Genomic DNA, 26,357 nt, shown 5'->3' with positions numbered 1-26,357 from the left:
AGGGGTGCTGACGACGTGTTCGGGCGTGGACGATCAGGACGGTGGTCCTGGATACGTGTGCGGAGAGAGCAAAAACAGTGCCGCAGCAATCGGGGGCGTCAACGCGCCGAACGATGCTGCAGAGAGCATTTCGTCAGCGTTAGCAGGTGATGGCGAAGAAGCGAGGCACTTTTGGCTCCAATAAGGAAGAGGTTCGAGAAAGAACCGCGAATATAAAGGCTGTTTGATTATTTTGCAAGTGGCGCTGCGTATCGTGCGCACTCTTGTGTGCACTGTCGGGGCCGGCGGCTTTGCAAGCGGCACAAAGTTTGCTAAGCTGGCGGCACTTCCTGTCGCTGCTGCGTGGAAAACAAACATGGCCCTTGCAAAATGGCCGTGCATTCGTTATTTCCGGAGCAGAATCGTGTTTCCCCTATCCAGATTACAAAAAGCCCTGCGCCGCCAGGGCATCGCTGTCGCCTATGCCGACGGCATTTATACACTCAGCAATCCGCACGCCCAGGCGTCCGTGCTGCTGCCCCACAACTTTCCCCTCGAGGAAAAAGCCGTGCGCCAGTTGATGGAGTTTGCCGCCGTCGCCGTGCCGGGCCAGGATGGCCATGTGTGCAAAGCGTGCGCCACGCCCGACTTTCACCCGGGCAGCATCGCGCCCGTGGGCAGCATCGTTGCCACCAGCCCCGACATGGTGATCCCCGCCATCCCCGGCACGGACATCGCCTGCGGCATGCGTCTGATCACGACGGGCTTGAGCCTGGCGCAGTTCGAGGCGCGCAAGCCGCAGCTGCTCGCCAAGCTCAAACATGTGCTGCTGGAAGACGGCCGCAACGTGCCGCTGCGCTCGAAAGCGTTTGCCGCCCTGTTCGACGTGGGGCCGGAAGCGTTCATCGACAGCCTGCACAATGATGGCTTGTGGCCACGGGTCGACAAGCAGCGCTTGCTGCGCGAGCTCGACGATTGCATCGCCTTGCGCGAACTGGGCGGAGGCTTGCGCCATGCGCCCGAAGCGCTGGTGGGCACGCGCGAAGTGATACGCGATCCCAGCCTGGGCACCACGGGATCGGGCAACCACTTCGTGGAAATCCAGCTGGTCGATGCCGTCATGGACCGCCATGCCGCGTACCGGCACGGACTGGTGCCCGGCGAAGTGGTCGTCATGATCCACAGCGGCAGCCGCGACGTGGGCTTTTTTGTCGGCAGCCGCTGGATGGACCGCGCCAAAGAGGCGTGGCCGGCAGGCGTGCGCCACCCGAAGTCCGGCCTGTACGGCTTGACGGGCGAACTGGCCGGCGAATACATGGACGCCATGGGCGTGGCGTCGCGCTATGCCTGGGTCAACCGCATGGTATTGGCCGAGCTGGTGCGCGACAGCCTGGCGCAGGTGTTTGCGCAGGATCAATCCCGCCTAGTGGTGGACGTGCCGCACAACGTCATCCTGCGCGAGCACGGCATGAATATCCACCGCAAGGGCGCCACGCCGGCACGCGAAGGCGACCTGGCGCTGATCCCCGGTTCCATGGGCGATTATTCCTATGTGGCAACGGGCATGGGCAATCCCGACTGGCTGTGGTCGTGCTCGCACGGCGCGGGGCGCAGCATCCGCCGCCAGGCCATGCGCGCCATGCGGCCCACGGTGGGCGGCGACGAGATGGCGTTCCAGTGCGTGACTTTGCGCGAGGAACGCCGCGTCGAGGAAGCGCCGATGGCCTATAAAAAAATCGGTCCCGTCATCGCCGCGCAGGAGGAAGCGGGCTTGCTGCAATCGGTGGCCCGCCTGAAACCTTTATTGACGTTCAAGGCCTAGGCCAGCAATTGCGGCACGGCCGCCGCCATCAGCGAAATGCCGATGGCGGTCAGCACGGCAAACGCGATGCGGCGCATGCCGCGCTGGGCGATCGGCGGCGGATAGCGCTTGCCGGCCATCGTGGCCAGCACGCCCACGGGCAAGGCCAGCGTGCACAGCAGCAATACTTTCGCATCGAGCTGGCCCTGGCTGCCCGCCATCAGCGAGCGCCCGCCCGCGCTGATGGCGAACAGGAAGATCAGGCTGTAGCGGATGGTGGTCAGACTCATTTCCTGGCGATAAAACTGGTACACGAGCGGCGGTCCCGCCAGCGAAAACAGGCCCGAGAACAGGCCGCCGCACACGCCGCTGATGAAGAAGCTGCGTTTATCCGCCGCGCCCGGTCCCGGCGGCGCCTGCAGCAGGATGCTGACGCCGCCATACACGATGGCCGCGCCCAATAACAGTTTCAGGATGGGCGCATACGCCTGGTCCAGGTATCCTAACAGCAAGACACCGGCCGCCATGGCCGGCAGCAAGCCGATGCTGGCGGCGCGGATGGCGCGCCAGTCCAGGTGGTGCAAGGCGCCCGGCAAGGCCACGAGGCAATTGGCCAGGGACAACAAACTGACGAGGGCCGCCAGCGCGGGCACAGACGCCAGGCCCAGGCCGCTGGCCACGCCCATGACGATCATGCCCAGTCCGAAACCCGTGACGGTCTGGAAATATGTGCCCGCCGCCACCACGCCCAGCAGCGCCAGCACGGGCAGGCTGAACAACTCAGCGCCCACCCTGGGCCTGCACGGACGTGACGGCAATCACGTTATACACGTCGTCGGCGCAGCAACCGCGCGACAAATCATTGGCCGGTTTGTTCAAGCCTTGCAGCAAGGGACCGATGGCGACGGCGCCGCCCATGCGTTCGGCCAATTTATAGCCGATATTGCCCGCGTCCAGGTTCGGGAACACCAGCACGTTCGCGCGGCCGTTGACGACGGAATCCTTGACTTTTCTTTGCGAAATCTCGGCCACGATGGCCGCGTCGAGCTGCACGTCGCCATCGATGGCCAGCAGCGGACGCTGGGCCTTGACCCGGTCCGTGGCCGCATGCACCTTGTCGACGGCCGCGTGGTGGGCGCTGCCGCTGGTGGAAAACGACAGCATGGCCACGCGCGGCTCTTCCATCAGCAAGGCTTGCGCGCTGTCGGCGGCGGCCATGGCGATGTCGGCCAATTCCTCCGCCTTCGGGTCGACGACGAGGGCGCAGTCGGAAAAGATGAAACCGCCCTTCAGGCTGTGGAACGGTTCGCACAGCATCATCAGGAAAAAGCTCGACACGAGCTTGAAGGCCGGGTCGACGCCGATGATCTGGATGGCGCTGCGCACCACGTCGGCCGTCGTGTGCACGGCCCCCGCCACGCAACCGTCCGCGTCGCCCAGCCGCACCATCAGGTTGGCGTAGCACAAGGGATCTTGCACGGCGATCCTCGCCTGCTCCACCGTCATGCCCTTGGCTTGACGCAGCACAAACAATTGCTGGGCATAGTGTTCCGACTCGTCGGACGTTTCCGGGTCGACCAGGCGCACGGCATCCAGGTCCAGCGCCTGTTCGCGCGCCAGGGCCAGGATGGCGGCCGGCTTGCCGACGATGGTGATGTGCGCCAGGCCGTCGCTGGCCGCCCGCGCGGCCGCCTGCAGCACGCGCACGTCGCCGCCCTCGCACAAGACGATGTTTTTCGGCACGGCGCGGGCTTGCGCGATGATGCGGTGCAGGGCTTTCATGGCGACTCCAATTCGGTAAAAAAATGCCGGAACCACGCAAGCATGAAGCATGAGACATGAAACATGATTCCGGCACATAAAACCCGGCAAGCCGGGGTCATACAAGGATCGGGCAGACTGATTACACGTAGTCTTTGTACTTGTCCAGGTGGCGGATCGGCTTGCTCAGCGCATCGCGGCGGAACGGGTCGCCCAGCTCGCGCGTGCACATGATTTCGATGATGGTGGTCTTGCCCTCATTCATCTGCATGTCGATGGCCTTTTTCAGGGCCGGGCCCACGTCTTCCAGCTTGTCGACTGTGATGCCTTCGGCGCCCATGGCGCGTGCGATTTCCGCGAAGCTCTGGTTGTCGAGTTCCCCGGCGACGAAGCGGCGGTTGTAGAAATCCACCTGGTTTTTCTTTTCCGCGCCCCACTGGCGGTTGTGGAACACCACGGCCGTCACGGGAATGTTATGGCGCACGCAAGTCATCGTTTCCATCAAGCTCATGCCCCATGCGCCGTCGCCCGCATACGACACGGCCGGACGATGCGGTGCAGCCACTTTCGCGCCGATGATCGTCGGAAACGCGTAGCCGCAATTGCCAAAGCTCATCGCCGCAAAGAAGCTGCGCGGCTTTTCGAAGCGCAAGTAACTATTGGCCACCGAGTTGATGTTGCCGATGTCGGTCGACACCATCACGTCTTCCGGCATGGCTTTTTCCAGCTCGCGCAAGACCTGGCGCGGGTGCAGGTAATTGCCCGGCTCTTTCTTCTGCTCTTCGATCATGTCCAGGCTGTACGCATCTTTCTCGTGCGTCCAGTTCGTCAATTCTTCTTCCCATGCAGCCTTTTCGGCTTGCACGGTGGCATAGCGTGCGTCGCGCGTGGCGTCGCAATCGAGCTTCTTGCCATCCAGGCGGGCAATAATCGCCTTGGCGGCCGCCTTGGCGTCGCCGCAGATGCCCACCGAAATCTTTTTGACCAGGCCCAGCATCTTGTTGTCCGCGTCGATCTGGATGATCTTGGCGTTTTTCGGCCAGTAATCCATGCCGTGCTGCGGCAAGGTGCCGAACGGTCCCAGGCGCGAACCGAGGGCCACGACGACGTCGGCCTGGGCGATCAGTTTCATTGCCGCCTTGGAACCCTGGTAGCCGAGGGGGCCGCACCACAGCGGGTGGCTGGCGGGGAAGGAGTCATTGTGCAGATAGCTGTTCACGACGGGCGCGCCCAGGCGCTCGGCCAGGGCCTTGCACTCCTCGATCGCTTCACCCATGACGACGCCGCCGCCCGAGATAATCACGGGGAACTTGGCTTGCGCCAAAAGCTCAGCCGCATCGTCGAGGCTTTGCTCGCCACCGGCGCCGCGGTCCAGGCGGTTCGGTTTCGGGATCTCGGCCTTGATTTCGCCATAGAAATAGTCGCGCGGGATGTTCAGCTGCGTCGGGCCCATTTCCGACATGGCGCGGTCAAAGCAGCGGCCCGTGAATTCCGCCATGCGGGCGGGATTCGTCACGTGGCCTTGATATTTCGTAAATTCCTCGAACATCGGCAACTGGTTCGCTTCCTGGAAGCCGCCCAGGCCCATGCTCATCGTGCCCGTTTCCGGCGTAATGATCACGACGGGGGTGTGCGCCCAGTAGGCAGCGGCGATGGCCGTGACGCAATTGCTGATGCCGGGGCCGTTCTGGCCGATGACGACGCCATGGCGGCCCGAAACGCGCGCATAACCGTCGGCCATGTGGCCGGCGCCCTGCTCGTGCACGACGGGGATCAGGCGGATGCCGGCCGGGGCGAAGATATCCATCGGGTCCATGAAGGCCGAGCCCATGATGCCGAACATGTCGGTCACGCCATTGGCGGCCAGGGTTTCCACGAACGCTTCGGAAGGCGTCATCTTTTGCGGGCCTACAGGTATCGCTGCGGCGGCGGCTTTTTGGTCGGACAAATCGGTCATGGCTCAGTCTCCTTACGGTTTTATGAAAAATCGGTATGTTTTGTTCCGATATTTGAAATACGTGTTCAATTTAACGGTTGCGAAATGCGCTGTCAATGAAATTTCATGAAAAATCGGACTGTTTCATTCCTGAATCCGGAATCCGCGACTTTGCCCCACTCCTGAAACAACAATGGCGGCTTATCCGCAACAGACAAGCCGCCATCCCTCGCTGCGCCGTCGCGCTTAGAACTTCAGGCGCATGCCGGCCGTAAAGGCGCTCGAGTTATGCCCAGGCAAGGGCACGCTACCGCCGCTCGATGCATCGCCGACGAAGTTGGTGCCCGCGCCATCGTTGCTGATACGGCCGTACGAGGTGTACAGATTCGTGCGCTTGGACAAGGCATACGTGTAGCCGATGGCCAGTTGGCGCCCGCCGCGGCGCGCATTCGTGCGGTCATCCTTGCGGATGTACGAAGCCATCACGCTGCCCGCCGCGCCCACGGGGGCCGATGCGCCCAGCATGTAGTTGCGGAAATCCGTGCCCGCATCGTCCTTGTCCGTTTCATACGCGGCGTGCAGCTTGGCGGGACCGAAGTCGTAGGTGCCGCCCAGCAAGGTGACTTTCGCCGTGTTCAGCGGCGTATCCTTGCGGTTGTCGTGGGCCAGGGTCAGCACGAGCGGGCCGTTGGCGTAATCGATGGAAAAGTCGATGGTGCGGCCCAGGGTGTTGCTGTCCGGCTTTTCGCCCAGGCCGTACATGACGGCGGCCGACAGGCCGTTCACCTTTGGCGTCTCGTACATGATGGAGTTTTTCGTACGCAGGCTGGCCACGCTCATCAGGTTGATCGAGGCACCCGTCATGCCCGTCTCGAACGGATCGATATTGTCCAGCGCGGTGAACAGCGGGTTGTGCTGCAAGCCCAGGTTCACGGCGCCGAAGCCGCCCGACAGGCCCACGTAAGCCTTGCGCCCGAACAAGGCGCCCTGGCGGTTGGCGCCCGTATCCACGTCGAGGCCGTTTTCCAGCAAGAAGTTGGCCTTTAAATTATTGCCCAGGTCTTCCGTGCCCTTGAAGCCGATGCGGCTGCCCGACTGCACGCCGGTGGCCAGCTTGGTGACGGAACCGTCCGCGCCGCCATGTTCGGACGTCAGGCCCGCGTCGAGCAAGCCGTACACGGTGACGGACGATTGGGCGCTGGCGTTGCCGGCAAGAAAGGAAGCCAGGATGGCTGCCGCTACGAGTGTGTGTTTCATGTCATCTCCAGGTATTGTGGTTTTTATGGGTACTTCAACAAGAATCAACAACGGTGCTGCAATTGCGGGTAAATGCGGCGGCTCAGGCGATCAGCCCGGCCATCGGCGACGAGGGCGAAGCGCTCATGGCGTTCGCTCTCCGGGGCATGCGTCCGGCCAGGTAAGCCTCGCGCCCGCCCTGCACTGCCAGTTTCATGGCGCGCGCCATGCGTATCGGTTCGCGCGCCGCCGCGATGGCGGTATTCATCAGGATGCCGTCGCAACCGAGTTCCATGGCGATGGCCGCGTCCGACGCCGTGCCCACGCCCGCGTCGACCAGCACGGGCACGCGGGCTTGCTCGATGATCAGCGACAAATTCCACGGATTCAAAATACCCATGCCCGAGCCGATCAGGGAGGCCAGCGGCATGACGGCGATGCAGCCGAGGTCTTCCAGCATGCGCGCCTGGATGGGGTCGTCGCTGCAATACACCATCACCTGGAAGCCGTCGCGCACCAGCTCCCCGGCCGCCTTCAAGGTTTCCGGCATGTTGGGGAACAGGGTCTTTTCATCGCCCAGTACTTCCAGCTTGCACAGCGGGTGGCCGCCCAGCAGCTCGCGCGCCAGTTGCAAGGTGTAGACGGCGTCACGCGCGTTGTAGCAGCCGCCCGTGTTGGGCAGAATCGTGTATTTCGATGGCGGGATGAAGTCGAGCAAGTTCGGCTCGCCCTTTTCCTGGCCGATATTCACGCGGCGGATCGTCACGGTGACGATGTCGGCGCCGCTCTCCTCGATGGCCAGGCGCGTTTCCTCGAAATCCTTGTATTTACCTGTGCCCACCAGCAGGCGCGACTGGTAGGTGGTGCCGGCCAGGGTCAGGCCGCTGGGTGGCTGGCTGGGGGGGGCGTCGTCTCTCATCGTGGTGCTCTCCTAAGTTGAACCAAAGCGGTCTCTTGCCGGGGTGGCTCGCCGCAAAACGCAAAATCGACTTCCGGCCGGCGTCCCGACACGAGGTCGGCGATCGCCCTGCCCGCGCCGCAGCCCATGGTCCAGCCCAGGGTGCCGTGACCCGTGTTGAGGAACAGCTGGCGGTAGCGCGTGGCGCCGATGTAGGGTACGTTCGACGGCGTCAGGGGGCGCAAGCCAGCCCAGTAGACGGGGTCGCTGTAATCGCAGGCGTGGGGAAACAGCGCCTGCACGCGGCGCGTGATGGCGGCGCAGCGCACGGGATTGAGTTCCCGCGTGTAGCCGTTCAGCTCGCACGTGCCCGCCACGCGCAAGCGCTCGCCCAGGCGCGAAAACACCAATTTGTAGCCGTCGTCCGTCAGCGAGACGGTCGGCGCGGCGGATGGGTCAAGGATCGGATAGGTGGCGGAATAACCCTTGCCCGGATACAACATCAAGCGTATGCCCAGCGGCTGCAGCAGGGGCGCGGAAAAGCTGCCCATGGCCACCACCACGGCGTCCGCGTATTCCAGGCGGTGGCAGCCCTGCGCATCGATGCATTCCACGCCAGTAACTCTTTCGCCATCCAGAAGCAGCCGCGTCACCGTCGTGCCGTACTGAAAATCCACGCCGGCCGCGGCGGCCCGGGCCGCCAGCGCCGTGGTAAACAGATGCACGTCGCCCGACTCGTCGCTGGCCGTGAAATCGCCACCGACGATGTGCGGGCGCGCATGGGCCAGGGCCGGTTCCAGCCTTATCACTTCATCGGCGCTGACGGTATTGCGCGGGCAGCCCAGCTCGCGCAAGAGGGCGGCGCCCGACTGCGATTTATCGAACTCCTGCTGCTCCGTATAGAAATGCAGAATGCCGCGCTCCAGGTGGTCGTAGGCGATACCCGTTTCGCGGCGCAGAGCTTGCAAACTCTGCCGGCTGTACTCGGCCAGGGCGACGATCTGCCGCATATTGCGCGACACGCGCGACGGCAAGCACTCGCGCAGGTAATGCAGCGCCCACTGCCATTGCAACGTATCGAGGCGAGGACGGAACAGCAGCGGCGCATCGTCCTTGCCCAGCCAGCGCACGACCTTGCGCAGGGTGGCGGGATTGGCCCACGGTTCCGCATGCGAGACGGAAATCTGTCCGCCGTTGCCGAAGCTGGTTTCCTGCGCGGCGCCCGCTTGGCGCTCGAACACGCGCACATCGTGGCCCGCCTGGCGCAAATACCAGGCCGATGCCGTGCCGACCACGCCGGCGCCGAGGACGAGGATCTTCATGGCGGGCCCGGTTCGCTCAGCGCGTCAGCAGGACGGCAATGGCGACGAAGGCGGCAATCCACACCGTTTCCATCACCAGCATGATCACGGGACGCCAGCCCAGTGAGGCCAGCGACTGGAACGACGTTTTCACGCCCAGCGCAGCGATGGCGATGACGAGACAGGCGCGCGAGGCATTGTTGATCCAGCCATTTACTTCCTGCGGAATCAGGCCCAGGCTGTTCGTGATGACGAGCCAGACAAAGCCGATCAGGAAGAAGGGCACGAGCGGCGGCGCATCGACTTCGCTCTTGCCATCCTTGCGCTTGAACATGATCGACAGGCCCAGCACGACGGGCACGAGGCACGCGACGCGCGTCAGTTTCACGAAGGTGGCCACGTCGCCCGTATGGTTGCTCACCAGGTAGCCGGCACCCACCACTTGCGCCACGTCATGGATGGTGCCGCCGATGAACACGCCCGCTTCCGTCGGGTCAAAGCCCAGCAGCTTGACCAGCAGCGGGTAGACGATCATGGCCAGGGTGGACAGCGACGTCACGCCCACCACCGTCAGCAGCGTGAATTTCTCGTTTTCCTTGGTTTGCGGCAGCACGGCCGAGATGGCCAGCGCGGCCGAGGCGCCGCAGATGGCCACGGAACCACCGGACAAAATCCCTTCCGTGATGGGCCGTTTCAGCCACCTGGCCAGCATATAGCCAAAGCCCAGGGTGGCCACCAGGCCGCCGACGACGATCAATAAGGGCGTCACGCCCACGGAAGCGATCTGGTTGAAGGTGATGCGCGCGCCCAGCAGGGCCACGCCCGTGCGCAGCAGCACCTTGCTGCAAAACTCGATGCCGGGCTTGCAGGTGGGGTCGGAGGCGAGGAAGTGGAAGGCCAGGCCGAAGAACAGCGCGTACAGCAACTGGGGGCCGCCGTAATTGCTGGAAATAAAGGTGGCCGACAGGGCGATCACCAGCGCGATGGCCACGCCGGGCCAGCTGCGCAGCACGGCGCGGGGACGCCAGATGGCGACGGCGGAAGACAGGTAGGGAATGTTCTTGTCGACAACGCGTGTTATCGCTGAGGAGTTGGTTTTCATGCGGGTCCGCTCATAATGTTTTAAAAATTGGGACATTTCATCTCGTTTTTTAATAATACACGATGAGCTAGCGAAGTCCATGCTTTTCCATGAAAATCGAAACCGGATGTTCCGGAAACTGACGTTTTAAGGTTGATGCTGGCGTAAACGACAAGCGGCGCGGCCCTTTGCAGGGACGCGCCGCTCTTTAACTATGAGCCTGAGGGCTTACTTTTTGTTCAGGCGGGTAATCAGGCTGGATGTATCGTAGCGGTTGCCGCCCGCCTGCTGCACTTCGCCATAGAACTGGTCCGTCAAGGTCGTCACGGGCAAGTCGCTGCCGTTGCGCTTGGCTTCGGCGAGGCAGATGCCCAGGTCCTTGCGCATCAGGTCGACGGCGAAGCCGAAGTCGAACTTGCGCTCGATCATGGTCTTGCCCCGGTTTTCCAGCTGCCACGACTGCGCCGCGCCCTTGGAAATCACGTCGACGACGAGGGCCGCGTCCAGGCCTGCGTTTTCCGCAAAGGCGATGCCTTCGCTCAAGGCTTGCACGAGGCCCGCGATGCAGATCTGGTTGACCATTTTTGTGAGCTGGCCGGAACCGGAAGCACCCATGTAGGTGACGGCGCGCGAGAACAGCGCGATGACGGGCTCGGCCCTTGCATACGCTTCCGCATCGCCGCCCACCATCACGGTCAGCTTGCCGTTTTCCGCGCCCGCCTGGCCGCCGGACACGGGCGCATCGAGGAAGAACACGCCCTTCTCTTTCGCCGCCGCATGGATGGTGCGCGCCGCTTCGGCCGAGGCCGTCGTATGGTCGATCAGGATGCTGCCCGGCGCCATGGCGGACAGCAAGCCGCCCTCTTCCAGGATGACTTGATACAGATCATTATCGTTGCCGATGCACGTAAACACGAACTCGGCGCCTGCAGCGGCGGCGGCCGGCGTGGCGGCGCTGCTGCCCTTGTGCTGTTCCAGCCAGGCGGCCGCGCGGGCCGGATTGCGGTTGTACACGGTGACGTCGTGCCCGCCCGCCGCCAGGTGACCTGCCATGGGGAAACCCATGACGCCCAAACCGATGAATGCCACTTTTGCCATATTGTCCGTCCTGTCGATGAATGAATCCGATTATTGTTGCACAAACAGTCGCCGCCGGCAGCCTCAAAGCGCGGGGGCGCGCCGATAATACAGGTCGAACTCTTCCTCGCCATCGGGCACGAAGCCGTGACGCACATAGAAGCGGTTCGCCTCGCTGCCGCGCAAGGCGCCCACGCGCACGCTCTGGCGGGCCGCATCGGCCTCGGCAAACACGCGCGCCAGCACGGCCGAGCCCATCCCTTGCCGCTGGTAGCCGGGCGCCAGGTAGAGGTGGTCGAGCAACAGATAGTCCGCTTGCGGCCGCAACACATAGAAGCCGGCCAGCGTGTCGTCATGGCGCAACTGCCAGGTGCGGGCGGGGTCGTAGCTGGCCAGGAAACGATCACGCGCGCGCTGCGGATCATAGCGGCCGATGCGCTCCAGGCTTGCACGCATGGCAGCCACGCGCAGGCTGGCCAGCGCCTCGCCATCGGCCAGGCTGACAGGCAAGAAGGTCAGCATGGCGTCACAGCAGGTCGCGCAGCGCCGCCATGAGGGCTGCGCATTCGTCCGGGTTGCCGATGCTGATGCGCAAATACTGGCTGATGCGCGGCGCATTGAAATGGCGCACGATCACGGAGCGGGCGCGCAAGCCGGCCGCCAGTTGCGCCGCGTCATGCTGCGGGTGGCGGGCAAACACGAAATTGGCCGCCGAAGGCAGCACCTCGAAGCCCAGCGCCGTCAAGTCCGCAGTCAGCTGTTCGCGGCTGGCGATCACGGCCTGGCGCGTCTGCTGGAAATACGCTTCGTCGTGCAGCGACGCGACGGCGCCGGCCAGCGCCAGCCGGTCCAGCGGATACGAATTGAAACTGTTCTTCACTCGCTCCAGCGCCTCGATGAGGTCCGGATGCCCGAAGGCACTGCCCACGCGCAAGCCGGCCAAGGAGCGCGATTTCGAGAACGTCTGCACCACCAGCAAGTTCGGATAACGCTCGACCAGGGCCACGGCGCTCTCGCCGCCGAAATCCACATACGCTTCATCGACCACCACCACGGCGTCGGGATGCTCGCGCAACAGGGTTTTCACGCCGGCCAGCGGCAAGTCCACGCCTGTCGGCGCGTTGGGATTGGGGAAGATGATGGCGCCGCACAGCCCCTGGTAGTCTTCCGGGCGGATGCGCATGGACTCGTCGAGCGCTACCGTGCGGTAATCGATGCCGTACAGCTTGCAATACACGGGATAGAAACTGTAGCTGATGTCCGGGAACAGCAGCGGCGCATCGTGCTTGAGCAAGGCCATGAAGGCCAGCGCCAGCACTTCGTCGGAACCGTTGCCGACGAACACTTGCGCGCTGCTCAAGCCGTGGTAAGTGGCCAGGATTTGCTTCAGTTCGCTGGCGGAAGGGTCCGGATACAGGCGCAGGCTGTCGTTGGCCGCTGCGCGCAGCGCGGCCAGCACCTGCGGTGACGGGCCGTAGGGGTTTTCGTTGGTGTTGAGTTTGACCAGGCCGGGCAGTTTCGGTTGCTCGCCCGGGATGTAGGGGGTCAGCTCGCTGACGATGGTGCTCCAGAATCGGCTCATTGCTTTATTGGTGGGGGCAGGATGGGGATACGGTAGATTACCATAGGGTGAGCGGGGTCAAGGCGGACACTATCGGCGAGGAGTAGCGTAGGCGGCATCGGCCCCAACGCGAAGAGGACGCAGCATGAACAGCATGCACAAGCTGAGCGATACGCAGGTGCGGCATGGCGCGCTGGCGCAACAGTCACGCCAGCGCAAGATCGATGCGTGGCTGCAGGTCGCAGCCAGTCTCAGCGAGCAGATCACCGTCGAATTGCAGACTGCCACGGAGCAGCTACAGGGCGAAGGAATGGCCGACTTGCAGCGCGTGACGGCGCTGGCGCAACGCCTGGCAAGCAATAGCAAAGCCATGCGCGATACCCTCGGGACACTGTTTGACAGCGGTGAAAAAAGCGAGGAGCATGCAGTGACAAGCACGGAGGATTGCGCCATGGACGAGCAAGTCAACGCACTGGCAAAAGACATGGCCAGTGTGAAACTGGACGTAAAGGATGTAAAGGCCGATGTGGCTGGTCTCAAGGTGGATGTTGCCGGCCTGAAAACGGATGTCACTGGCCTCAAGGTGGATGTTGCTGGTCTGAAAACGGATGTCGCTGCTCTCAAGACCGATGTCGGCGCTCTCAAGACGGATGTCAGTGGCTTGAAACTGGACCTCGCTGTGGTGCGCTCCAATTATGCGACCAAGTCAGATGTGGCTGAGGCGAAGTCGGCTGTCATCCTGTCGTGTGTGGGGACGATCATTGCCATGTCGGGCGTCGCGTTTGCGGTGGCGAGGCTCGTGCACTAGCTTGCGGTAGTGGGGACGCTGGCTTTCAAAGTCTGAATGGAGGAAAAAACGCCTTGCGCTGCGCGCTTTGGGCGGTTTTTCTACCTGGACTTTGCGCTGGTGGTCTTTTGACCTTGGGGGAATAAAAAAAGCTCCCTTGCGGGAGCTTCTCTTATGTATTCTGGCGGAGAGGGTGGGATTCGAACCCACGGTACGATTTAACGTACGCTTGATTTCGAGTCAAGTACATTCGACCACTCTGCCACCTCTCCGTTTACTGCGGTCTATTCGTCCAAACTGACGTGCCTGTTTGAACGAGGCGCTATTTTAGCATGGGGATTGTTGGCTTGGGTAGGGGTTTTATTGGCGATTTGCAACTGAGGGCTGGTGGCCAAACCAAAAAAACAATTGGGCGATTCTGAGAGTCTCATAAAGGCGCGGCTCGCCTTTGTAGACGCCGCCTTGGCGCACGCGTGAAAACCAATTTGACGATTCGGGGAGCCTCGCGCGAATACGCGCTCGTCTTCGAATCCCACGCGCAAGGCGCGCAGGCGCCTTGCTCCTCTTCGCCGCCACAAATAAAAAAAGCTCCCTTGCGGGAGCTTTCTCTATTTGTTCTGGCGGAGAGGGTGGGATTCGAACCCACGGTACGATTTAACGTACGCTTGATTTCGAGTCAAGTACATTCGACCACTCTGCCACCTCTCCATTTGCTGCGGTCTCTCCCGCATTGCTGCGAGAAGGCAAGATTATAGCAGCCGCTTGAAAAAATGGAAGGACTATTTTTCGCCTTCCATTCACCGGCTGCCCGACCCTTTTAAGCCTTCAGGTGCGTCAGACCGCCCATGTAGGGGCGCAGCACGGCCGGGATCTCGACGCTGCCGTCCGCTTGCTGGTAGTTTTCCAGCACGGCCACCAGGGTACGGCCCACTGCCAGGCCGGAGCCGTTCAGGGTGTGCGCCAGTTCCGGCTTGCCGGCCGCGTTGCGGAAACGCGCCTGCATGCGGCGGGCCTGGAAGGCTTCGCAATTCGACAGGGACGAAATCTCGCGATAGGTGTTTTGCGCCGGCAGCCATACTTCCAGGTCGAAGGTCTTGGTGGCGCCGAAACCCATGTCGCCCGTGCACAGCGACATCACGCGGTATGGCAGACCCAGGCGTTGCAAGATCGCTTCCGCGTGGCCAACCATTTCATCGAGCACCTGGTACGACGTATCCGGGTGCACTACTTGCACCATTTCCACCTTGTCGAACTGGTGCTGGCGGATCATGCCGCGCGTGTCGCGGCCGTAGCTGCCCGCTTCCGAGCGGAAGCATGGCGTGTGGGCCGTCATTTTCAGGGGCAGTTGATCGAGCGCCAGGATTTCATCGCGCACGATGTTGGTCAGCGACACTTCCGACGTCGGGATCAGATAGAAGGTCTCGCCCTCGCCTTCCGCGCCGCCTTTTTTCACCGAGAACAGATCGGCTTCGAATTTCGGCAACTGGCCCGTGCCGCGCAAGGAATCGGCGTTGACCATGTACGGCGTATAGCATTCCGTGTAGCCGTGCTCGTCCACATGCGTATTCAGCATGAATTGCGCCAGTGCGCGGTGCAAACGGGCGATGCCGCCCTTCATGACGGAGAAGCGCGAACCGGTCAGCTTGGTAGCCACTTCGAAGTCGAGGCCCAGCGGGGCGCCCACGTCGACGTGATCCTTGACCTCGAAATCGAAGGTGCGCGGCGTGCCGACCTTGCGCACTTCCACGTTGCCCGACTCGTCCGTGCCCAGGGGCGACGATTCATGCGGCAAATTCGGCACGGCCATGATGAAATCGCTCAGCTTGGCTTGAACCAGGGTCAGGGCCGCTTCATCGGCTTTCAATTCATCGCCCAGGCCAGCCACTTGCGCCATCACGGCCGAGGTGTCTTCCCCCTTGCCTTTCAACATGCCGATTTGCTTGGACAGCGCATTGCGCTTGCCCTGCAGCTCTTCGGTGCGCGTCTGGATCGCCTTGCGTTCGGCTTCGAGGGCGGTAAAGCCTGCCACGTCGAGCTGGAATTTGCGCGTCGCCAGGCGTTCTGCGACGGTGGCGATGTCTTTACGGAGAAGTTGGATATCTATCATGGGTGGATGGCGGTGCCGATGTATCGAAAGCACTCATTGTACCAAGACCCAGTTCACTTCGATGAGTTTTGCGCAAGGTCAACCATCGTCATGGCGGCCTGGCCGGGCACTCGCGCCCGCTTTACATTTTCTGCTTGGCTTATTGCTTAAATGAACGCGGCTTTTTCGGCAGCGGTCAGGCGGCGGGCGCTGACGGTAACGACAGGCATCGTGCTGTCTGCAGCCTGGGCGATCACGCTGCTGCTGGCGCTCACTTCCAGGGTATTCGCGCCGGCGGTGGCGAAGCTGGCGCCGATGGCGATGATGGCGGCGGCGACAAAGGTGATTTCCATGTTTTTCAGTGCGTTCATGATGTGACTCCTGGTTAGTTTGTTTCGTTGACTGCTGCTGGTATGGTGGTACTTTAGCCAACGGCCGCAAACAACGCCACCGGCTTGCGACCAGCGGCGAAAAACAGGGAGCGAACGGTGAAAAACGGGGACTGAAGGGAAAACAAGGGAATGAACAACGCCTGACAAAACCGTAGCGAGCGGCAGTGATTTGTGGCTAAGAAGCGCAACCGTGCTAAAGCACGGTGAGCATCGCAGGCCGCAAAGCGCGCCGCGCAGTAGGTTTTGACAGGCGTTCTACAAGGCGTCCTTGACCAGACGCCCTAACCGGCCGATAGCCTGCTCGATGCGCGGCGTCCACGCATTGCCGCAATTGAGGCGCAGATAATTGCCGAACTTGCCCGAGGCCGAGAACAGCTGGCCCGGCATATACGCCACGCCGTCCGCGATGGCCTGGCCATGCAGGGCCAGCGCATCGACTTGCGGCGGCATCTGCACCCACAGCACGAAACCGCCCTGCGGCTCGGACAGCATGCAGTCCGCCGGAAAGCTGGCCGCCACGGCGTCGGACATGCGGGCGATGCGCTGCACCAGGGTGCGCCGCATCTTGCGCAGCTGCTGGTCGTAGCTGCTGCCTTCCAGAAAGTCGGCCAGCACGGCCTGGAAGAAATGGCTGGTGGCGCCGCTCGACACGGTTTTCAGCAGCGCCACTTCCTGCGCGAAACGCCCGGCCAGCACGTAGCCCACGCGCGACGCGGGGGTGATCGCCTTGGAAAACGAGGAGCACAACAGCACATTGCCGCTCGTGTCATAGGCCTTCACGGGCCACGGACGCTGCGGCGCAAAGCACAGGTCGCCATATACGTCGTCTTCCACCAGCGGAATATTGAATTCCGACAGCAGGCCCGCCAGCCGCTTCTTGTTTGCTTCCGGCATGACGCAGCCGAGCGGGTTGTTCGCGTTCGGCACGAACAGGCACGCTTGCACGAGGCCGGCGCGCAGGGCCAGTTCCAGCGCGTCGAGCGACGGCCCCGTCTTCGGGTCGGTGGGAATTTCCAGCGCCTTCATGCCCAGGCTTTCGATCATTTGCAGCAGCACGAAATACGTGGCCGACTCGATGGCGATGGTGTCGCCCGGCTTGGCGACGGCGCGCAGGCACAGGCTGATCGCTTCCGTGCAGGAATTCGTCACGACGATCTCGTGCGGGTCGAGCTTGCCCCAGTCCAGCGCGCGGCGCGCCACCTGGCGCAGGAAATTGCCTTCGCTGATATCGTAGCAGCTGACTTTACTCAGCAGGACGGGATCGCGCCGCGCCACGGCGCTGATGGTGCGCTGCATGCGCTTGATCGGCAAGATTTCGTCGGGCGGCCATGCCGTGCCCAACTGCACGATATTCGCCGTCTCGTTGTCCTTCAGCACACGCATCAACAGATTGTTGATGCCGACGAAGGCTGGCTCCTTCAGGTGCTGGGCGTCGGCGCTGCAGGGCCGGCGTGGCGCCCGGTGGCGCACGAAATAGCCGGACTGGGGCCGCGCATCGACTTGCCCCCGGTCTTCCATCAGACGCAAGGCTTGCATCACGGTACTGATGGAAATGCGCTTTTGCTGCGCCAGGTGGCGTATCGACGGCAGGCGGTCGCCGGGCGCGAACACGCGCGAATCGATCAGCGCGCCCAGCTCGTTGGCCAGGTGCTCATACAGATTCAAATGCGCGCTCATGTTCATCCCTTCAGTATGCGGCGGCCGCGCGGGGCCGGCACAGATACAGTTGCCCGCTTTTTTGATAAGCACAGTCTACGGCGAAGTGTACTGTATTCATCACAATTTCGTTTTCCTGCATCTGTCATGGTTCACGGCAAGCGCCTAAGCTGTTCCTGTCAGCACAACAGGAGCGACGCCATGCATACCGACCACGAATTACGCAGCGAACGGCCCTTGCGCCTGGAAAAAGGGCGCGCCAAGGTCATCGAATGCCTGTCCGGCACGGCGTGGATCACGGCCTACGCCCAGTTCGAGGATTGCGTGCTGCGCAGCGGCGAACGCTATACGATACCGAATGACGGTCTGGTGCTGGTCGAAGCCGTGGGTAGCGGACACATCCGAGTCCATGGCACAAGCGCACAGCGCCCCGCCCTGCTGCGCTGGCTGAACCTGGCACTGCCTCACACCTTGAATACTAGGAATACATGACTCAAGCACCACCACTGCGCGTCCTCGTCACGGGCGCCGCCGGCGTTATCGGCACCGTTTTCTGGAAGAGCCGGCACGGGGAATTTTCCCTGCGCCTGGCCGACCTGCACACAGGCAAGCTGGCCGAAGCGCCCTGCCCATCCATCCAGCTCGACGTGAGCGACTACGCCGCCTGCCTGGCCGCCTGCGCCGGCATCGACGTGGTGCTGCACCTGGCCGGCGTGCCGCACGCCAGCGCCGATTTCGATGCGCAACTGCTGCAACCGAACGTCATCGGCACGCACAACATCTTCCGCGCGGCACAGGCGCAAGGCGTGAAAAGAGTCGTGTTCGCCAGCAGCGCACAAGCCATCGAAGGCTACCCGCTCGACGTACAGGTGCACGAGCACATGCCGGCGCGCCCGGCGAACATGTATGGCGCCAGCAAGGCCTTCGGCGAAGGCGTGGCCTCCGCATTCGCCCACCAGCATGGCATGACGGCGATCGCCGTGCGCATCGCCAACGTGGCGCAGTTTGAGAAAGGTCAACAACACAGCGCGCGCGACATCGCCGCCTTCATCAGCGAGCGCGACGTGGTGCAATTGCTGGCCCGCTGCATCGCCGCCGACGTGCCGCCCGGCTACCACGTCGTGCATGGCGTGTCGGACAACCGTTATAAACGGCTGTCGATCGCGGCGACGCACCAGCTGGTGGGCTACGCGCCGCAGGATGACGGTTTTACTTTGCTGGGCCTGTAAGCCTCAGCCCTTGCCTGCCTTCCTGTCAAGCTCGCGCAGCCAGGCCAGCTTGTCGGCAATCTTGCTTTCCAGGCCGCGGGGCACGGGCTGGTACCAGCCCGGCTCCGCCATGCCGTCCGGAAAATAGGTTTCGCCGGCCGCATACGCATCGGGTTCATCGTGCGCATAGCGGTAGGCGTGACCGTAGCCCAGTTCCTTCATCAGCTTCGTCGGCGCATTGCGCAAGTGCACGGGCACTTCCTTCGATTTATCTTTCTTGACGAAGGCCATGGCCGTGTTGAACGCGTTGTAGCCGGCATTGCTTTTTGCGGCAATCGCCAGGTAGATGACGGCCTGGCCCAGCGCCAGCTCGCCTTCGGGCGAACCGAGCCGTTCATATGTTTCCGCCGCATCATTGACCATGGTCAAGGCACGGGGATCGGCCAGGCCGATGTCTTCCCAGGCCATGCGCACGATGCGCCGCGACAAATAACGGGGGTCGGCGCCGCCATCGATCATGCGGCAAAACCAGTACAGGGCCGCGTCCGGGTTGGAACCGCGCACGGACTTGTGCAGGGCGGAAATCTGGTCATAGAAATTGTCGCCGCCCTTGTCGAAGCGGCGCGAATTCAAGGTCAGCGCATTGTCGACGAAGGCCGCGTCGATTTTGGTCGTGCCCGTCGAGCTGGCAGCCGTCTCGGCCTGCTCCAGCAAATTCAAGAAGCGCCGCGCATCGCCATCCGCGTAGCCGATCAGGGTGTCGGCCGCCGCCTCGTCGAAGCTCAGGTGCGTCAAGGCCGTGGACTGCGCCTTGGCCAGCAACTGCTTCATCTCGTCTTCGTTGAGCGATTTCAGCACATACACTTGCGCGCGCGACAGCAGCGCCGAATTGACTTCGAAGCTGGGGTTTTCCGTCGTCGCGCCGATGAACGTCACCAGGCCTGATTCGACGAAGGGCAGCAAGGCGTCTTGTTGCGATTTATTAAACCTGTGGATCTCGTCGACGAACAACAAGGTGTGCTTGCCGAACTGGTCCAGGCTGTGGCGGGCCTGGTCCATGGCTGCGCGGATATCTTTCACGCCAGCAAATACGGCCGACAAGGCAATGAATTCACTGTCGAAGGCATTCGCCATCAGGCGCGCCAGGGTGGTCTTGCCCACGCCGGGCGGCCCCCATAAAATCATCGAATGGGCCTTGCCCGCCTCGAACGCGAGGCGCAGCGGCTTGCCAGCGCCCAGCAGGTGCGTCTGGCCGATGACTTCGTTCAGGGTGGCTGGCCGCAAGGCTTCGGCCAGCGGCTGGCGCGGTGCGGTGGAAAAGAGATCCGCCATAGTGAGTTACCTAATAAGAATGCAAAAGCCCCGCATCGCTGCGAGGCCGGCTCATACGCAAGGCGCGACAGTCTTAATTATTAATGACGTCGGCGCCCTTGGGCATGACAAATTTAAAGTGATTGGCCGAAAGCGCCGGATTCTTCTGGAAGTTCTTGAACGCCAGCACCGAGGTCTGGCCGAACGAATCGCGCAATTCCATCGCTTCCGGCACGCCGTTGCGCAGGCCGATGGTGATTTCATCGAAAGTCGTGTCCTTGGCTTTCGGTGTCGCTTTCAGCCATTCCAGGCCATCGCGCGTGCCCGCTTCGGCCAGGGTGAAATTCTTTTCCAGGTCGTTGCTGCCGAACAAGATGGCCGCCGGCGAGGAACCGAGCGCGTCGCCCAGTTTCTTGACCGTCACCTGGCTCAAGTCCTTGTCGTAGATATACAGCTTGTCGCCATCGGCTTGCAGCAACTGCTCGTACGGCTTCAGATAGGTCCAGATGAACTTGCCCGGACGGGCAAACTCGAACGTGCCGCTGGCCGGCGTCGACACTTTCGCCTTGCCGCTGGCGTCCGCCTTCTTGACTTGACGCTGCACGAACTCGCCCTTGGCCGACTTGGTGCCGGCCGCAAAGCTCTTGAATTGCTCTAGCGCGCTGGCCGAGGCGCTGGCCGCGAACAGCAGGCTGCAGGCAACGCTGGCCGCGCCGATCATCATTTTTGCTGCGAAAGTATTGCTTTTCATTCTTTACCCTTGTTCGGCACTTGCCGCCGGCACGAGGATTTCCCGGTTGCCATTGGATTGCATGGTTGATACCACCCCGCTCTGCTCCATCTGCTCGAGCAGACGGGCGGCGCGGTTGTAGCCGATGCGCAGATGGCGCTGCACCAGCGAAATCGAGGCGCGGCGGTTTTTCAGTACCACCGCCACCGCCTGGTCATACAGGGCATCGGCCTCGCCGCCGCCCTCGCCCGGCGCACCGCCTTCGGCGCCGTCGCCTTCCAGGGTGCCGCCTTCGAGGATGCCCTCGATGTAATTCGGTTCGCCCTGCAGCTTCAAATGGCTGACGACGCGGTGCACTTCTTCATCGGAAACGAACGCGCCGTGCACGCGCATCGGCAAACCGGTGCCGGGCGGCATGTACAGCATGTCGCCCATGCCCAGCAGGGTTTCCGCGCCCATCTGGTCCAGAATGGTGCGCGAGTCGATCTTCGACGATACCTGGAAGGCGATACGCGTAGGAATGTTGGCCTTGATCAAGCCCGTGATCACGTCTACAGATGGGCGCTGCGTGGCCAGAATCAAGTGCAGACCGGCGGCGCGCGCCTTTTGCGCGATACGCGCGATCAATTCCTCGACTTTTTTGCCCACCACCATCATCAAATCGGCCAGTTCGTCGATGATGATGACGATGGTCGGCAGTTTTTCCAGCGGTTCCGGCGCATCCGGCGTCAGGCTGAACGGATTCGGGATGTGTTCTTCGCGCTTTTTCGCGTCGGCAATCTTCGCGTTGTAGCCGGCCAGGTTACGCACGCCCATCTTGCTCATCAGCTTATAGCGGCGTTCCATCTCGTTCACGGCCCAGTTCAACGCATGGCCGGCCTGGCGCATGTCGGTGACGACGGGCGCCAGCAAGTGCGGGATGCCTTCGTAGACGGACATTTCCAGCATCTTCGGATCGATCAGGATCAAACGCACGTCGAGCGGGTCGGATTTGTACAGCAGCGACAGGATGGTCGCATTGATGCCGACCGACTTACCGGAACCGGTGGTACCGGCCACCAGCAAGTGCGGCATTTTCGCCAAATCGGCCACGACGGGCTTGCCGGCGATATCCTTGCCCAGCGCAATCGTCAGGCTGGACACGCCATCGTTGTAGACCTTGGAGCCGAGGATTTCCGTCAGGCGCACGATCTGGCGCTTGCTGTTCGGCAATTCCAAGGCCATGTAATTCTTGCCGGGAATGGTTTCCACCACCCGGATCGACGTCAAGGACAGCGAACGGGCCAGGTCGCGCGCCAGGCCGACGATCTGGCTGCCCTTGACGCCCGTGGCCGGCTCGATTTCATAGCGCGTCACCACAGGGCCGGGGTAAGCGGCCACTACCTTGGCATCCACGCCAAAGTCCGAGAGTTTCTTTTCGATCAGGCGGCTCGTGAATTCCAGGGTTTCCACGGAAACCGTTTCCACCACGGGTGGCGCCTCGTCGAGCAGCGACAAGGGCGGCAGCTTGCCATCGCCCAGGTTCTCGAACAGATGGGCTTGGCGTTCCTTTTCCACGCGCTCCGATTTCACGACGGTGACCACTTGCGGCTCGATCTTCACGGGCGGCGCGGCCACGTGCTTTTCCACGTGCTTGGCCCGTTCGATCACCACCACTTCGTCGCGGCGCACGGCGGCCACTTCGCCCTGGCGGCGATCTTCGCGGTCCTGGTAGCGCAGCACGAACCAGTTGAAAGCGTCTTCGATGGCGCCGCCGATGCGCTCGGCCACTTGCAGCCAGGACACATGGAAGAACAGGCTGAAACCGAGGCCGAACAGCAGCAACAGCAATAAAGTGGCGCCCGTGAAACCGAACGCCACGTGGGCCGAGTGCCCCACCAGCTGGCCCAGCACGCCGCCCGGATCGCGCGGCAGCTGCACGTGCAGGCTTTTCGCCATGCGCAGGTATTCGAGACCCATGCTGCCGATCAGCATGATGGAGAAGCCGACGATGCGGATCAGCATCTCGACATGGTGCTCGCGCTCCACCTCTTCCTCTTCCAGCAGGAAGCGCTTACTCAGGCGGCGATAGCCATTCCACACCGTGCGCAGCAGCCACACGCACCACCACCAGGCGGAAAAACCGAAGATATACAGCAACAGATCGGAAAAGGTGGCACCGAGCTTGCCGCCCAGGTTGGCGACCTTGTCGACATTGGTGGCGTGCGACCAGCCAGGGTCGAGCTTGTTGAAGCTGGCCAGGATCAGCACGAAATACAAGGCAAACGCGGCCAGCGCGAACCAGCGCGCCTCGGACAACAGCCGCACCAGCCGGTTGGGCAGGGGCCGGCGTTCGACCGGTTTTCGGGTGTAGCTATTTTGATTGGCCTGGGCTGGTTTAGTCATTCTGGGAAGCGCTGCAAGGTGAAAAATGTTTCTGAAAGGGAATTTCCCATAATAAGGAAGTATTCTAAGCCATATATGCCCCGGACGGCCCCACGATTCGTCGCTACAGGCGGCTTGGTCTATAATCGTGGATTGCTTGCGCAAGCGCAATACGCCCTTGTTCTTCGCGCGTATGCCCCCAATTCGGATAGACCCCACTCATAGAGAAGCCTCATTATGACCACTACCAAACACGCCCGCGTTTTGATCCTCGGCTCCGGCCCAGCCGGCTACAGCGCCGCCGTCTACGCCGCCCGCGCCAACCTGAACCCGATGCTGGTCACCGGCGTGGAACAAGGCGGTCAGCTGATGACCACCACCGACGTGGAAAACTGGCCAGGTGACCCGATGGGCGTGCAAGGTCCGGACCTGATGCAGCGCCTGCTGCAGCACGCCGAGCGTTTCAATACGGAAATCGTGTTTGACCACATCCACACCACTTTCCTGAATGAAAAACCGATCCGCCTGAAGGGCGACAGCCACGAATACACGTGCGACACGCTGATCATCGCCACGGGCGCATCCGCGCAATACCTGGGCCTGCCATCGGAAGCGGAATTCATGGGCAAGGGCGTGTCCGCCTGCGCCACCTGCGATGGTTTCTTCTACCGCAACCAGGAAGTGGCCGTCGTCGGCGGCGGCAACACGGCCGTCGAAGAAGCACTGTACCTGTCGAACATCGCCAATAAAGTCACCCTGATCCACCGCCGCGACAAGTTCCGCGCGGAAGCGATTTTGATCGACCGCCTGAACGCCAAGGTTGCCGAAGGCAAGATTGTGTTGAAATATAACCACACCCTGGACGAAGTGACGGGCAACGAAGGCGGCGTGACAGGCTTGAACATCAAGTCGACCATCGACGGCAAGGTCGAAGCGCTGAGCGTGCATGGCGTGTTCATCGCCATCGGCCACAAGCCGAACACGGGCATCTTCGAAGGCCAGCTGGAAATGCACAACGGCTACATCAAGACCAAGACGGGCCTGGAAGGCATGGCCACCGCCACCAGCGCGCCGGGCGTGTTTGCCGCCGGCGACGTGCAAGACCACATCTACCGCCAGGCCATCACCAGCGCCGGCACGGGTTGCATGGCAGCACTGGACGCCCAGCGCTACCTGGAAGGCCAGGAGTAAGCGTCGCATGGCGTCGATGAAAGACTTTGCCGACCTGAAAGCGGTCAGCAAGCAGCTCAAGGAGCAGGCGGACGCGCGCGCGCAAGCTGCGGCGGAGCGCGTCCAGCAAGCCAAGGTGCAGGCCGTGGAAAGCAATCTGTTCAAGGCCAGCATCGGCGGCGTCAAGCGCCTGCCCGAGTCGGACCGCTACGTGCCCAGCCTGCCCAAGGCGGGCGCCATGGCGGCCCAGCAGCCGGCCCGCAAGCTGTCGCCGGAAGAGGACGATGCGGCCGTGCTGCGCGAATCGCTGTCGGACTTGTTCGAAGTCGACCATTACCTGGAAAACGATCCCGCCCTGAACTACGCCCGCCCCGGCGTGGGACCGGACGTCGTGAAAAAGATGCGCAAGGGCCACTGGCCCGTGCAGGATGAGCTGGACTTGCACGGCTTGCGCCGCGACGAGGCGCGCGACGGCATCGGCGCCTTTTTGAACCAGGCCACGCGGCGCAAGCTGCGCTGCGTGCGCGTGATCCACGGCAAGGGTTTCGGCTCGAAAGGCCAGGAACCGGTCTTGAAATCGATGGTGCACAGCTGGCTCGTGCAAAAGAATGAAGTCATCGCCTTTTGCCAGGCGCGCCGCTCCGAAGGGGGCGATGGCGCGCTGGTGGTATTGCTTTCTTCCGCACTGCAGCCCATCCGCTAGGCTTGACAGCAAGCAATTACAATTCAGTCACCAGTTCCGCACTGCACACGGCCCCGTTTGTCACCATTCGGGGCCGTGTCATGTTAACCTGTGACAATTATTTCCTGCTCAAGCGCTCCACCCATGATGCCACCCCAATTGCCGCCTGGCTCGCTGATCAAGATCATTGAGGTCATCGCCATCCTGGTGGGCGCGTTTTCCGGCTTCATCGAAGCGCGCCGCAAGCGCATGGACCTGGTCGGCGTGTTCGTCGTGGCCTTCATCACGGCATTCGGCGGCGGCACCCTGCGCGACATCCTGCTCGACAAGCGGCCCCTGTTCTGGGTGTCGCACCAGGAATACGCGATTTTGATCTTCGTGCTGGCCCTGACGGCCGCGCCCCTGATCCAGCATTTGCGCCAGATCGTCTCGGAACGCCTGATCGTCATCGCCGACGCCATCGGCCTGGGCATGTTCGCCATCGCGGGCGTGGCCGAAGCCATGCGCGCCGGCATGCCGATCTTTATTGCCTCGATGATGGGGGTGATTACAGGAATTTTCGGCGGCGTGATGCGCGACATCGTCTGTAACGAAGTGCCGATGGTGTTTCGCGACGGCAAACCGTATGCGATCTGCGCGTTTTTCGGCTGCTGGGCTTATTTATTGCAGATGCACTTCGGCGCCGAGCACGACTTTGCGCTGTGGACCAGCGCCAGCGGCATCACGATTCTGCGCCTGATATGCTGGAAATTCGACATGCGCTTGGGGCGCTGAACGGTGCTGATGCGTAATCCATAATATTATTGGCAACTCATGTCGGATTACGCGCTGGCGCTAATCCGACCTACGGTCTGCTGAAGAACATCTACATAGCGCCTGCCAGAAGCGTAGCGAGCGGCAGCGATTTGTGGCTAAGAAGCGCAACCGTGCTGAAGCACGGTGAGCATCGCAGGCCGCAAAGCACGACGCGCAGTAGCTTATGGCTGGTGCTAGACGGCGTCTGGACCCGTTTCGCCCGTACGGATGCGGATGACCTGCTCCACGTCGCGCACGAAGATCTTGCCATCGCCGATCTTGCCCGTGCGGGCCGCCTTGATGATGGCGTCGACCACCAGTTCCGACACGCTGTCGTCCACCACCACTTCAACTTTGACTTTCGGCAAGAAGTCGACCACATACTCGGCGCCACGGTACAGCTCGGTATGGCCTTTCTGGCGGCCAAAGCCCTTTACTTCCGTCACGGTCAAGCCCGTCACGTTCACATCGGCCAGGGCCTCGCGTACTTCGTCGAGCTTGAATGGTTTGATGATGGCGGTAATCTGTTTCATGGCTACTCCTTA

General features: G+C 62.3%; 24 protein-coding genes and 2 tRNA genes. 7 read left to right on the top strand and 19 right to left on the bottom strand.

The window, feature by feature from the left end; genetic code table 11:
- Window positions 1-403: 403 nt before the first annotated feature.
- Window positions 404-1,801, top strand: a complete 1,398-nt coding sequence (locus tag OX459_RS21910; RefSeq protein WP_289906543.1) for an RtcB family protein — start codon at window positions 404-406, stop codon at window positions 1,799-1,801.
- Here OX459_RS21910 and OX459_RS21905 read toward each other — a convergent pair.
- The 10 genes from OX459_RS21905 to hisC all read right to left on the bottom strand — a co-directional run bounded on the left by OX459_RS21905 (window position 1,798) and on the right by hisC (window position 12,652).
- Window positions 1,798-2,559, bottom strand: coding sequence for a TSUP family transporter (locus tag OX459_RS21905; protein WP_289906542.1), 762 nt, complete (start codon window positions 2,557-2,559; stop codon window positions 1,798-1,800). The genes OX459_RS21910 and OX459_RS21905 overlap by 4 nt on opposite strands.
- Window position 2,560: 1 nt before the next feature.
- On the bottom strand, window positions 2,561-3,562 hold the full coding sequence (gene pta, locus OX459_RS21900; RefSeq protein WP_099664801.1) for a phosphate acetyltransferase: 1,002 nt from the start codon (window positions 3,560-3,562) through the stop codon (window positions 2,561-2,563).
- Between the two features lie 121 nt (window positions 3,563-3,683).
- Window positions 3,684-5,498 carry a sulfoacetaldehyde acetyltransferase gene (xsc, locus tag OX459_RS21895; RefSeq protein ID WP_289906541.1) on the bottom strand — a complete coding sequence of 605 codons (1,815 nt, stop codon included), beginning with the start codon at window positions 5,496-5,498 and terminating at the stop codon, window positions 3,684-3,686.
- 225 nt (window positions 5,499-5,723) lie between these two features.
- Window positions 5,724-6,734 (bottom strand): porin, encoded by a 1,011-nt coding sequence (locus tag OX459_RS21890; protein WP_099664802.1) that lies wholly within the window; start codon window positions 6,732-6,734, stop codon window positions 5,724-5,726.
- 82 nt (window positions 6,735-6,816) lie between these two features.
- Window positions 6,817-7,632 (bottom strand): thiazole synthase, encoded by an 816-nt coding sequence (locus tag OX459_RS21885; RefSeq protein WP_289906540.1) that lies wholly within the window; start codon window positions 7,630-7,632, stop codon window positions 6,817-6,819.
- On the bottom strand, window positions 7,629-8,933 hold the full coding sequence (locus tag OX459_RS21880; protein ID WP_289906539.1) for a D-amino acid dehydrogenase: 1,305 nt from the start codon (window positions 8,931-8,933) through the stop codon (window positions 7,629-7,631). The genes OX459_RS21885 and OX459_RS21880 overlap by 4 nt, the downstream gene beginning before the upstream one ends.
- A gap of 16 nt (window positions 8,934-8,949) precedes the next feature.
- Window positions 8,950-10,014: a YeiH family protein gene (locus tag OX459_RS21875; RefSeq protein WP_251352042.1), complete on the bottom strand. Its 1,065-nt coding sequence runs from the start codon at window positions 10,012-10,014 to the stop codon at window positions 8,950-8,952.
- 207 nt (window positions 10,015-10,221) lie between these two features.
- Entirely contained in the window at window positions 10,222-11,091 is an 870-nt protein-coding gene (locus tag OX459_RS21870) for an NAD(P)-dependent oxidoreductase (protein WP_128139945.1), read from the bottom strand.
- 63 nt (window positions 11,092-11,154) lie between these two features.
- Complete coding sequence (locus OX459_RS21865; RefSeq protein WP_289906538.1) at window positions 11,155-11,592, bottom strand: GNAT family N-acetyltransferase; 438 nt, start codon at window positions 11,590-11,592, stop codon at window positions 11,155-11,157.
- A 4-nt stretch (window positions 11,593-11,596) separates the two neighbouring features.
- Window positions 11,597-12,652, bottom strand: coding sequence for a histidinol-phosphate transaminase (hisC, locus tag OX459_RS21860; RefSeq protein WP_289906537.1), 1,056 nt, complete (start codon window positions 12,650-12,652; stop codon window positions 11,597-11,599).
- A 124-nt stretch (window positions 12,653-12,776) separates the two neighbouring features.
- Here hisC and OX459_RS21855 point away from each other — a divergent pair, with 124 nt between their 5' ends.
- Entirely contained in the window at window positions 12,777-13,439 is a 663-nt protein-coding gene (locus OX459_RS21855) for a hypothetical protein (RefSeq protein WP_289906536.1), read from the top strand.
- A 161-nt stretch (window positions 13,440-13,600) separates the two neighbouring features.
- Here OX459_RS21855 and OX459_RS21850 read toward each other — a convergent pair.
- From OX459_RS21850 to OX459_RS21830, 5 genes are all read right to left on the bottom strand, one after another.
- Window positions 13,601-13,690 (bottom strand) — tRNA-Ser (locus OX459_RS21850).
- A gap of 346 nt (window positions 13,691-14,036) precedes the next feature.
- A tRNA-Ser gene (locus tag OX459_RS21845) sits at window positions 14,037-14,126 on the bottom strand.
- A gap of 109 nt (window positions 14,127-14,235) precedes the next feature.
- Complete coding sequence (gene serS / locus OX459_RS21840; protein WP_289906535.1) at window positions 14,236-15,525, bottom strand: serine--tRNA ligase; 1,290 nt, start codon at window positions 15,523-15,525, stop codon at window positions 14,236-14,238.
- A gap of 146 nt (window positions 15,526-15,671) precedes the next feature.
- On the bottom strand, window positions 15,672-15,875 hold the full coding sequence (locus OX459_RS21835) for a hypothetical protein (protein ID WP_289906534.1): 204 nt from the start codon (window positions 15,873-15,875) through the stop codon (window positions 15,672-15,674).
- A 276-nt stretch (window positions 15,876-16,151) separates the two neighbouring features.
- Window positions 16,152-17,573: a PLP-dependent aminotransferase family protein gene (locus tag OX459_RS21830; protein WP_251351833.1), complete on the bottom strand. Its 1,422-nt coding sequence runs from the start codon at window positions 17,571-17,573 to the stop codon at window positions 16,152-16,154.
- Window positions 17,574-17,753: 180 nt separating this feature from the next.
- Here OX459_RS21830 and OX459_RS21825 point away from each other — a divergent pair, with 180 nt between their 5' ends.
- Both OX459_RS21825 and OX459_RS21820 read left to right on the top strand, forming a co-directional pair.
- Window positions 17,754-18,044: a DUF2917 domain-containing protein gene (locus tag OX459_RS21825; protein ID WP_289906533.1), complete on the top strand. Its 291-nt coding sequence runs from the start codon at window positions 17,754-17,756 to the stop codon at window positions 18,042-18,044.
- Window positions 18,041-18,781, top strand: coding sequence for an NAD(P)-dependent oxidoreductase (locus tag OX459_RS21820; RefSeq protein WP_289906532.1), 741 nt, complete (start codon window positions 18,041-18,043; stop codon window positions 18,779-18,781). Before OX459_RS21825 ends, OX459_RS21820 begins: the two co-directional genes overlap by 4 nt.
- A 3-nt stretch (window positions 18,782-18,784) precedes the next feature.
- Here the strand turns inward: OX459_RS21820 and OX459_RS21815 are convergent, their stop codons facing one another.
- The 3 genes from OX459_RS21815 to OX459_RS21805 all read right to left on the bottom strand — a co-directional run bounded on the left by OX459_RS21815 (window position 18,785) and on the right by OX459_RS21805 (window position 23,186).
- Window positions 18,785-20,092, bottom strand: coding sequence for a replication-associated recombination protein A (locus OX459_RS21815; RefSeq protein WP_289906531.1), 1,308 nt, complete (start codon window positions 20,090-20,092; stop codon window positions 18,785-18,787).
- 73 nt (window positions 20,093-20,165) lie between these two features.
- Entirely contained in the window at window positions 20,166-20,822 is a 657-nt protein-coding gene (gene lolA, locus OX459_RS21810) for an outer membrane lipoprotein chaperone LolA (protein ID WP_035826475.1), read from the bottom strand.
- Between the two features lie 3 nt (window positions 20,823-20,825).
- Entirely contained in the window at window positions 20,826-23,186 is a 2,361-nt protein-coding gene (locus tag OX459_RS21805; protein ID WP_289906530.1) for a DNA translocase FtsK, read from the bottom strand.
- Window positions 23,187-23,402: 216 nt separating this feature from the next.
- On the opposite strand from OX459_RS21805, the gene trxB reads away from it, so the two are divergent.
- The 3 genes from trxB (at window position 23,403) to OX459_RS21790 (ending at window position 25,791) form a co-directional block, all read left to right on the top strand.
- Window positions 23,403-24,356 (top strand): thioredoxin-disulfide reductase, encoded by a 954-nt coding sequence (gene trxB / locus OX459_RS21800; protein WP_034786153.1) that lies wholly within the window; start codon window positions 23,403-23,405, stop codon window positions 24,354-24,356.
- 7 nt (window positions 24,357-24,363) lie between these two features.
- Entirely contained in the window at window positions 24,364-25,038 is a 675-nt protein-coding gene (locus tag OX459_RS21795) for a Smr/MutS family protein (RefSeq protein WP_289906529.1), read from the top strand.
- Window positions 25,039-25,161: 123 nt separating this feature from the next.
- Window positions 25,162-25,791, top strand: coding sequence for a trimeric intracellular cation channel family protein (locus OX459_RS21790; RefSeq protein ID WP_034786156.1), 630 nt, complete (start codon window positions 25,162-25,164; stop codon window positions 25,789-25,791).
- Window positions 25,792-26,006: 215 nt separating this feature from the next.
- Here the strand turns inward: OX459_RS21790 and OX459_RS21785 are convergent, their stop codons facing one another.
- Window positions 26,007-26,345, bottom strand: coding sequence for a P-II family nitrogen regulator (locus OX459_RS21785; protein WP_034758685.1), 339 nt, complete (start codon window positions 26,343-26,345; stop codon window positions 26,007-26,009).
- Window positions 26,346-26,357 lie beyond the last annotated feature (12 nt).

The sequence above is a fragment of the Janthinobacterium sp. SUN026 genome (assembly GCF_030397625.1).
Taxonomy (GTDB): Bacteria; Pseudomonadota; Gammaproteobacteria; order Burkholderiales; family Burkholderiaceae_D; genus Janthinobacterium; species Janthinobacterium kumbetense.
The sequence above is the reverse complement of the archived record's forward strand: the minus strand, read 5'-3'. Positions and strand labels throughout refer to the sequence as shown.

Coding starts and splice junctions, on each gene's coding strand:
- OX459_RS21825 (WP_289906533.1), top strand. CDS start 17,754: ATGCATACCGACCACGAATTACGCAGCGAACGGCCCTTGCGCCTGGAA.
- OX459_RS21815 (WP_289906531.1), bottom strand. CDS start 20,092: ATGGCGGATCTCTTTTCCACCGCACCGCGCCAGCCGCTGGCCGAAGCC.
- serS (WP_289906535.1), bottom strand. CDS start 15,525: ATGATAGATATCCAACTTCTCCGTAAAGACATCGCCACCGTCGCAGAA.
- OX459_RS21870 (WP_128139945.1), bottom strand. CDS start 11,091: ATGGCAAAAGTGGCATTCATCGGTTTGGGCGTCATGGGTTTCCCCATG.
- lolA (WP_035826475.1), bottom strand. CDS start 20,822: ATGAAAAGCAATACTTTCGCAGCAAAAATGATGATCGGCGCGGCCAGC.
- OX459_RS21875 (WP_251352042.1), bottom strand. CDS start 10,014: ATGAAAACCAACTCCTCAGCGATAACACGCGTTGTCGACAAGAACATT.
- OX459_RS21805 (WP_289906530.1), bottom strand. CDS start 23,186: ATGACTAAACCAGCCCAGGCCAATCAAAATAGCTACACCCGAAAACCG.
- OX459_RS21830 (WP_251351833.1), bottom strand. CDS start 17,573: ATGAGCGCGCATTTGAATCTGTATGAGCACCTGGCCAACGAGCTGGGC.
- xsc (WP_289906541.1), bottom strand. CDS start 5,498: ATGACCGATTTGTCCGACCAAAAAGCCGCCGCCGCAGCGATACCTGTA.
- OX459_RS21795 (WP_289906529.1), top strand. CDS start 24,364: ATGGCGTCGATGAAAGACTTTGCCGACCTGAAAGCGGTCAGCAAGCAG.
- OX459_RS21880 (WP_289906539.1), bottom strand. CDS start 8,933: ATGAAGATCCTCGTCCTCGGCGCCGGCGTGGTCGGCACGGCATCGGCC.
- OX459_RS21785 (WP_034758685.1), bottom strand. CDS start 26,345: ATGAAACAGATTACCGCCATCATCAAACCATTCAAGCTCGACGAAGTA.
- OX459_RS21865 (WP_289906538.1), bottom strand. CDS start 11,592: ATGCTGACCTTCTTGCCTGTCAGCCTGGCCGATGGCGAGGCGCTGGCC.
- OX459_RS21835 (WP_289906534.1), bottom strand. CDS start 15,875: ATGAACGCACTGAAAAACATGGAAATCACCTTTGTCGCCGCCGCCATC.
- hisC (WP_289906537.1), bottom strand. CDS start 12,652: ATGAGCCGATTCTGGAGCACCATCGTCAGCGAGCTGACCCCCTACATC.
- OX459_RS21820 (WP_289906532.1), top strand. CDS start 18,041: ATGACTCAAGCACCACCACTGCGCGTCCTCGTCACGGGCGCCGCCGGC.
- OX459_RS21890 (WP_099664802.1), bottom strand. CDS start 6,734: ATGAAACACACACTCGTAGCGGCAGCCATCCTGGCTTCCTTTCTTGCC.
- OX459_RS21790 (WP_034786156.1), top strand. CDS start 25,162: ATGATGCCACCCCAATTGCCGCCTGGCTCGCTGATCAAGATCATTGAG.
- pta (WP_099664801.1), bottom strand. CDS start 3,562: ATGAAAGCCCTGCACCGCATCATCGCGCAAGCCCGCGCCGTGCCGAAA.
- trxB (WP_034786153.1), top strand. CDS start 23,403: ATGACCACTACCAAACACGCCCGCGTTTTGATCCTCGGCTCCGGCCCA.
- OX459_RS21855 (WP_289906536.1), top strand. CDS start 12,777: ATGAACAGCATGCACAAGCTGAGCGATACGCAGGTGCGGCATGGCGCG.
- OX459_RS21885 (WP_289906540.1), bottom strand. CDS start 7,632: ATGAGAGACGACGCCCCCCCCAGCCAGCCACCCAGCGGCCTGACCCTG.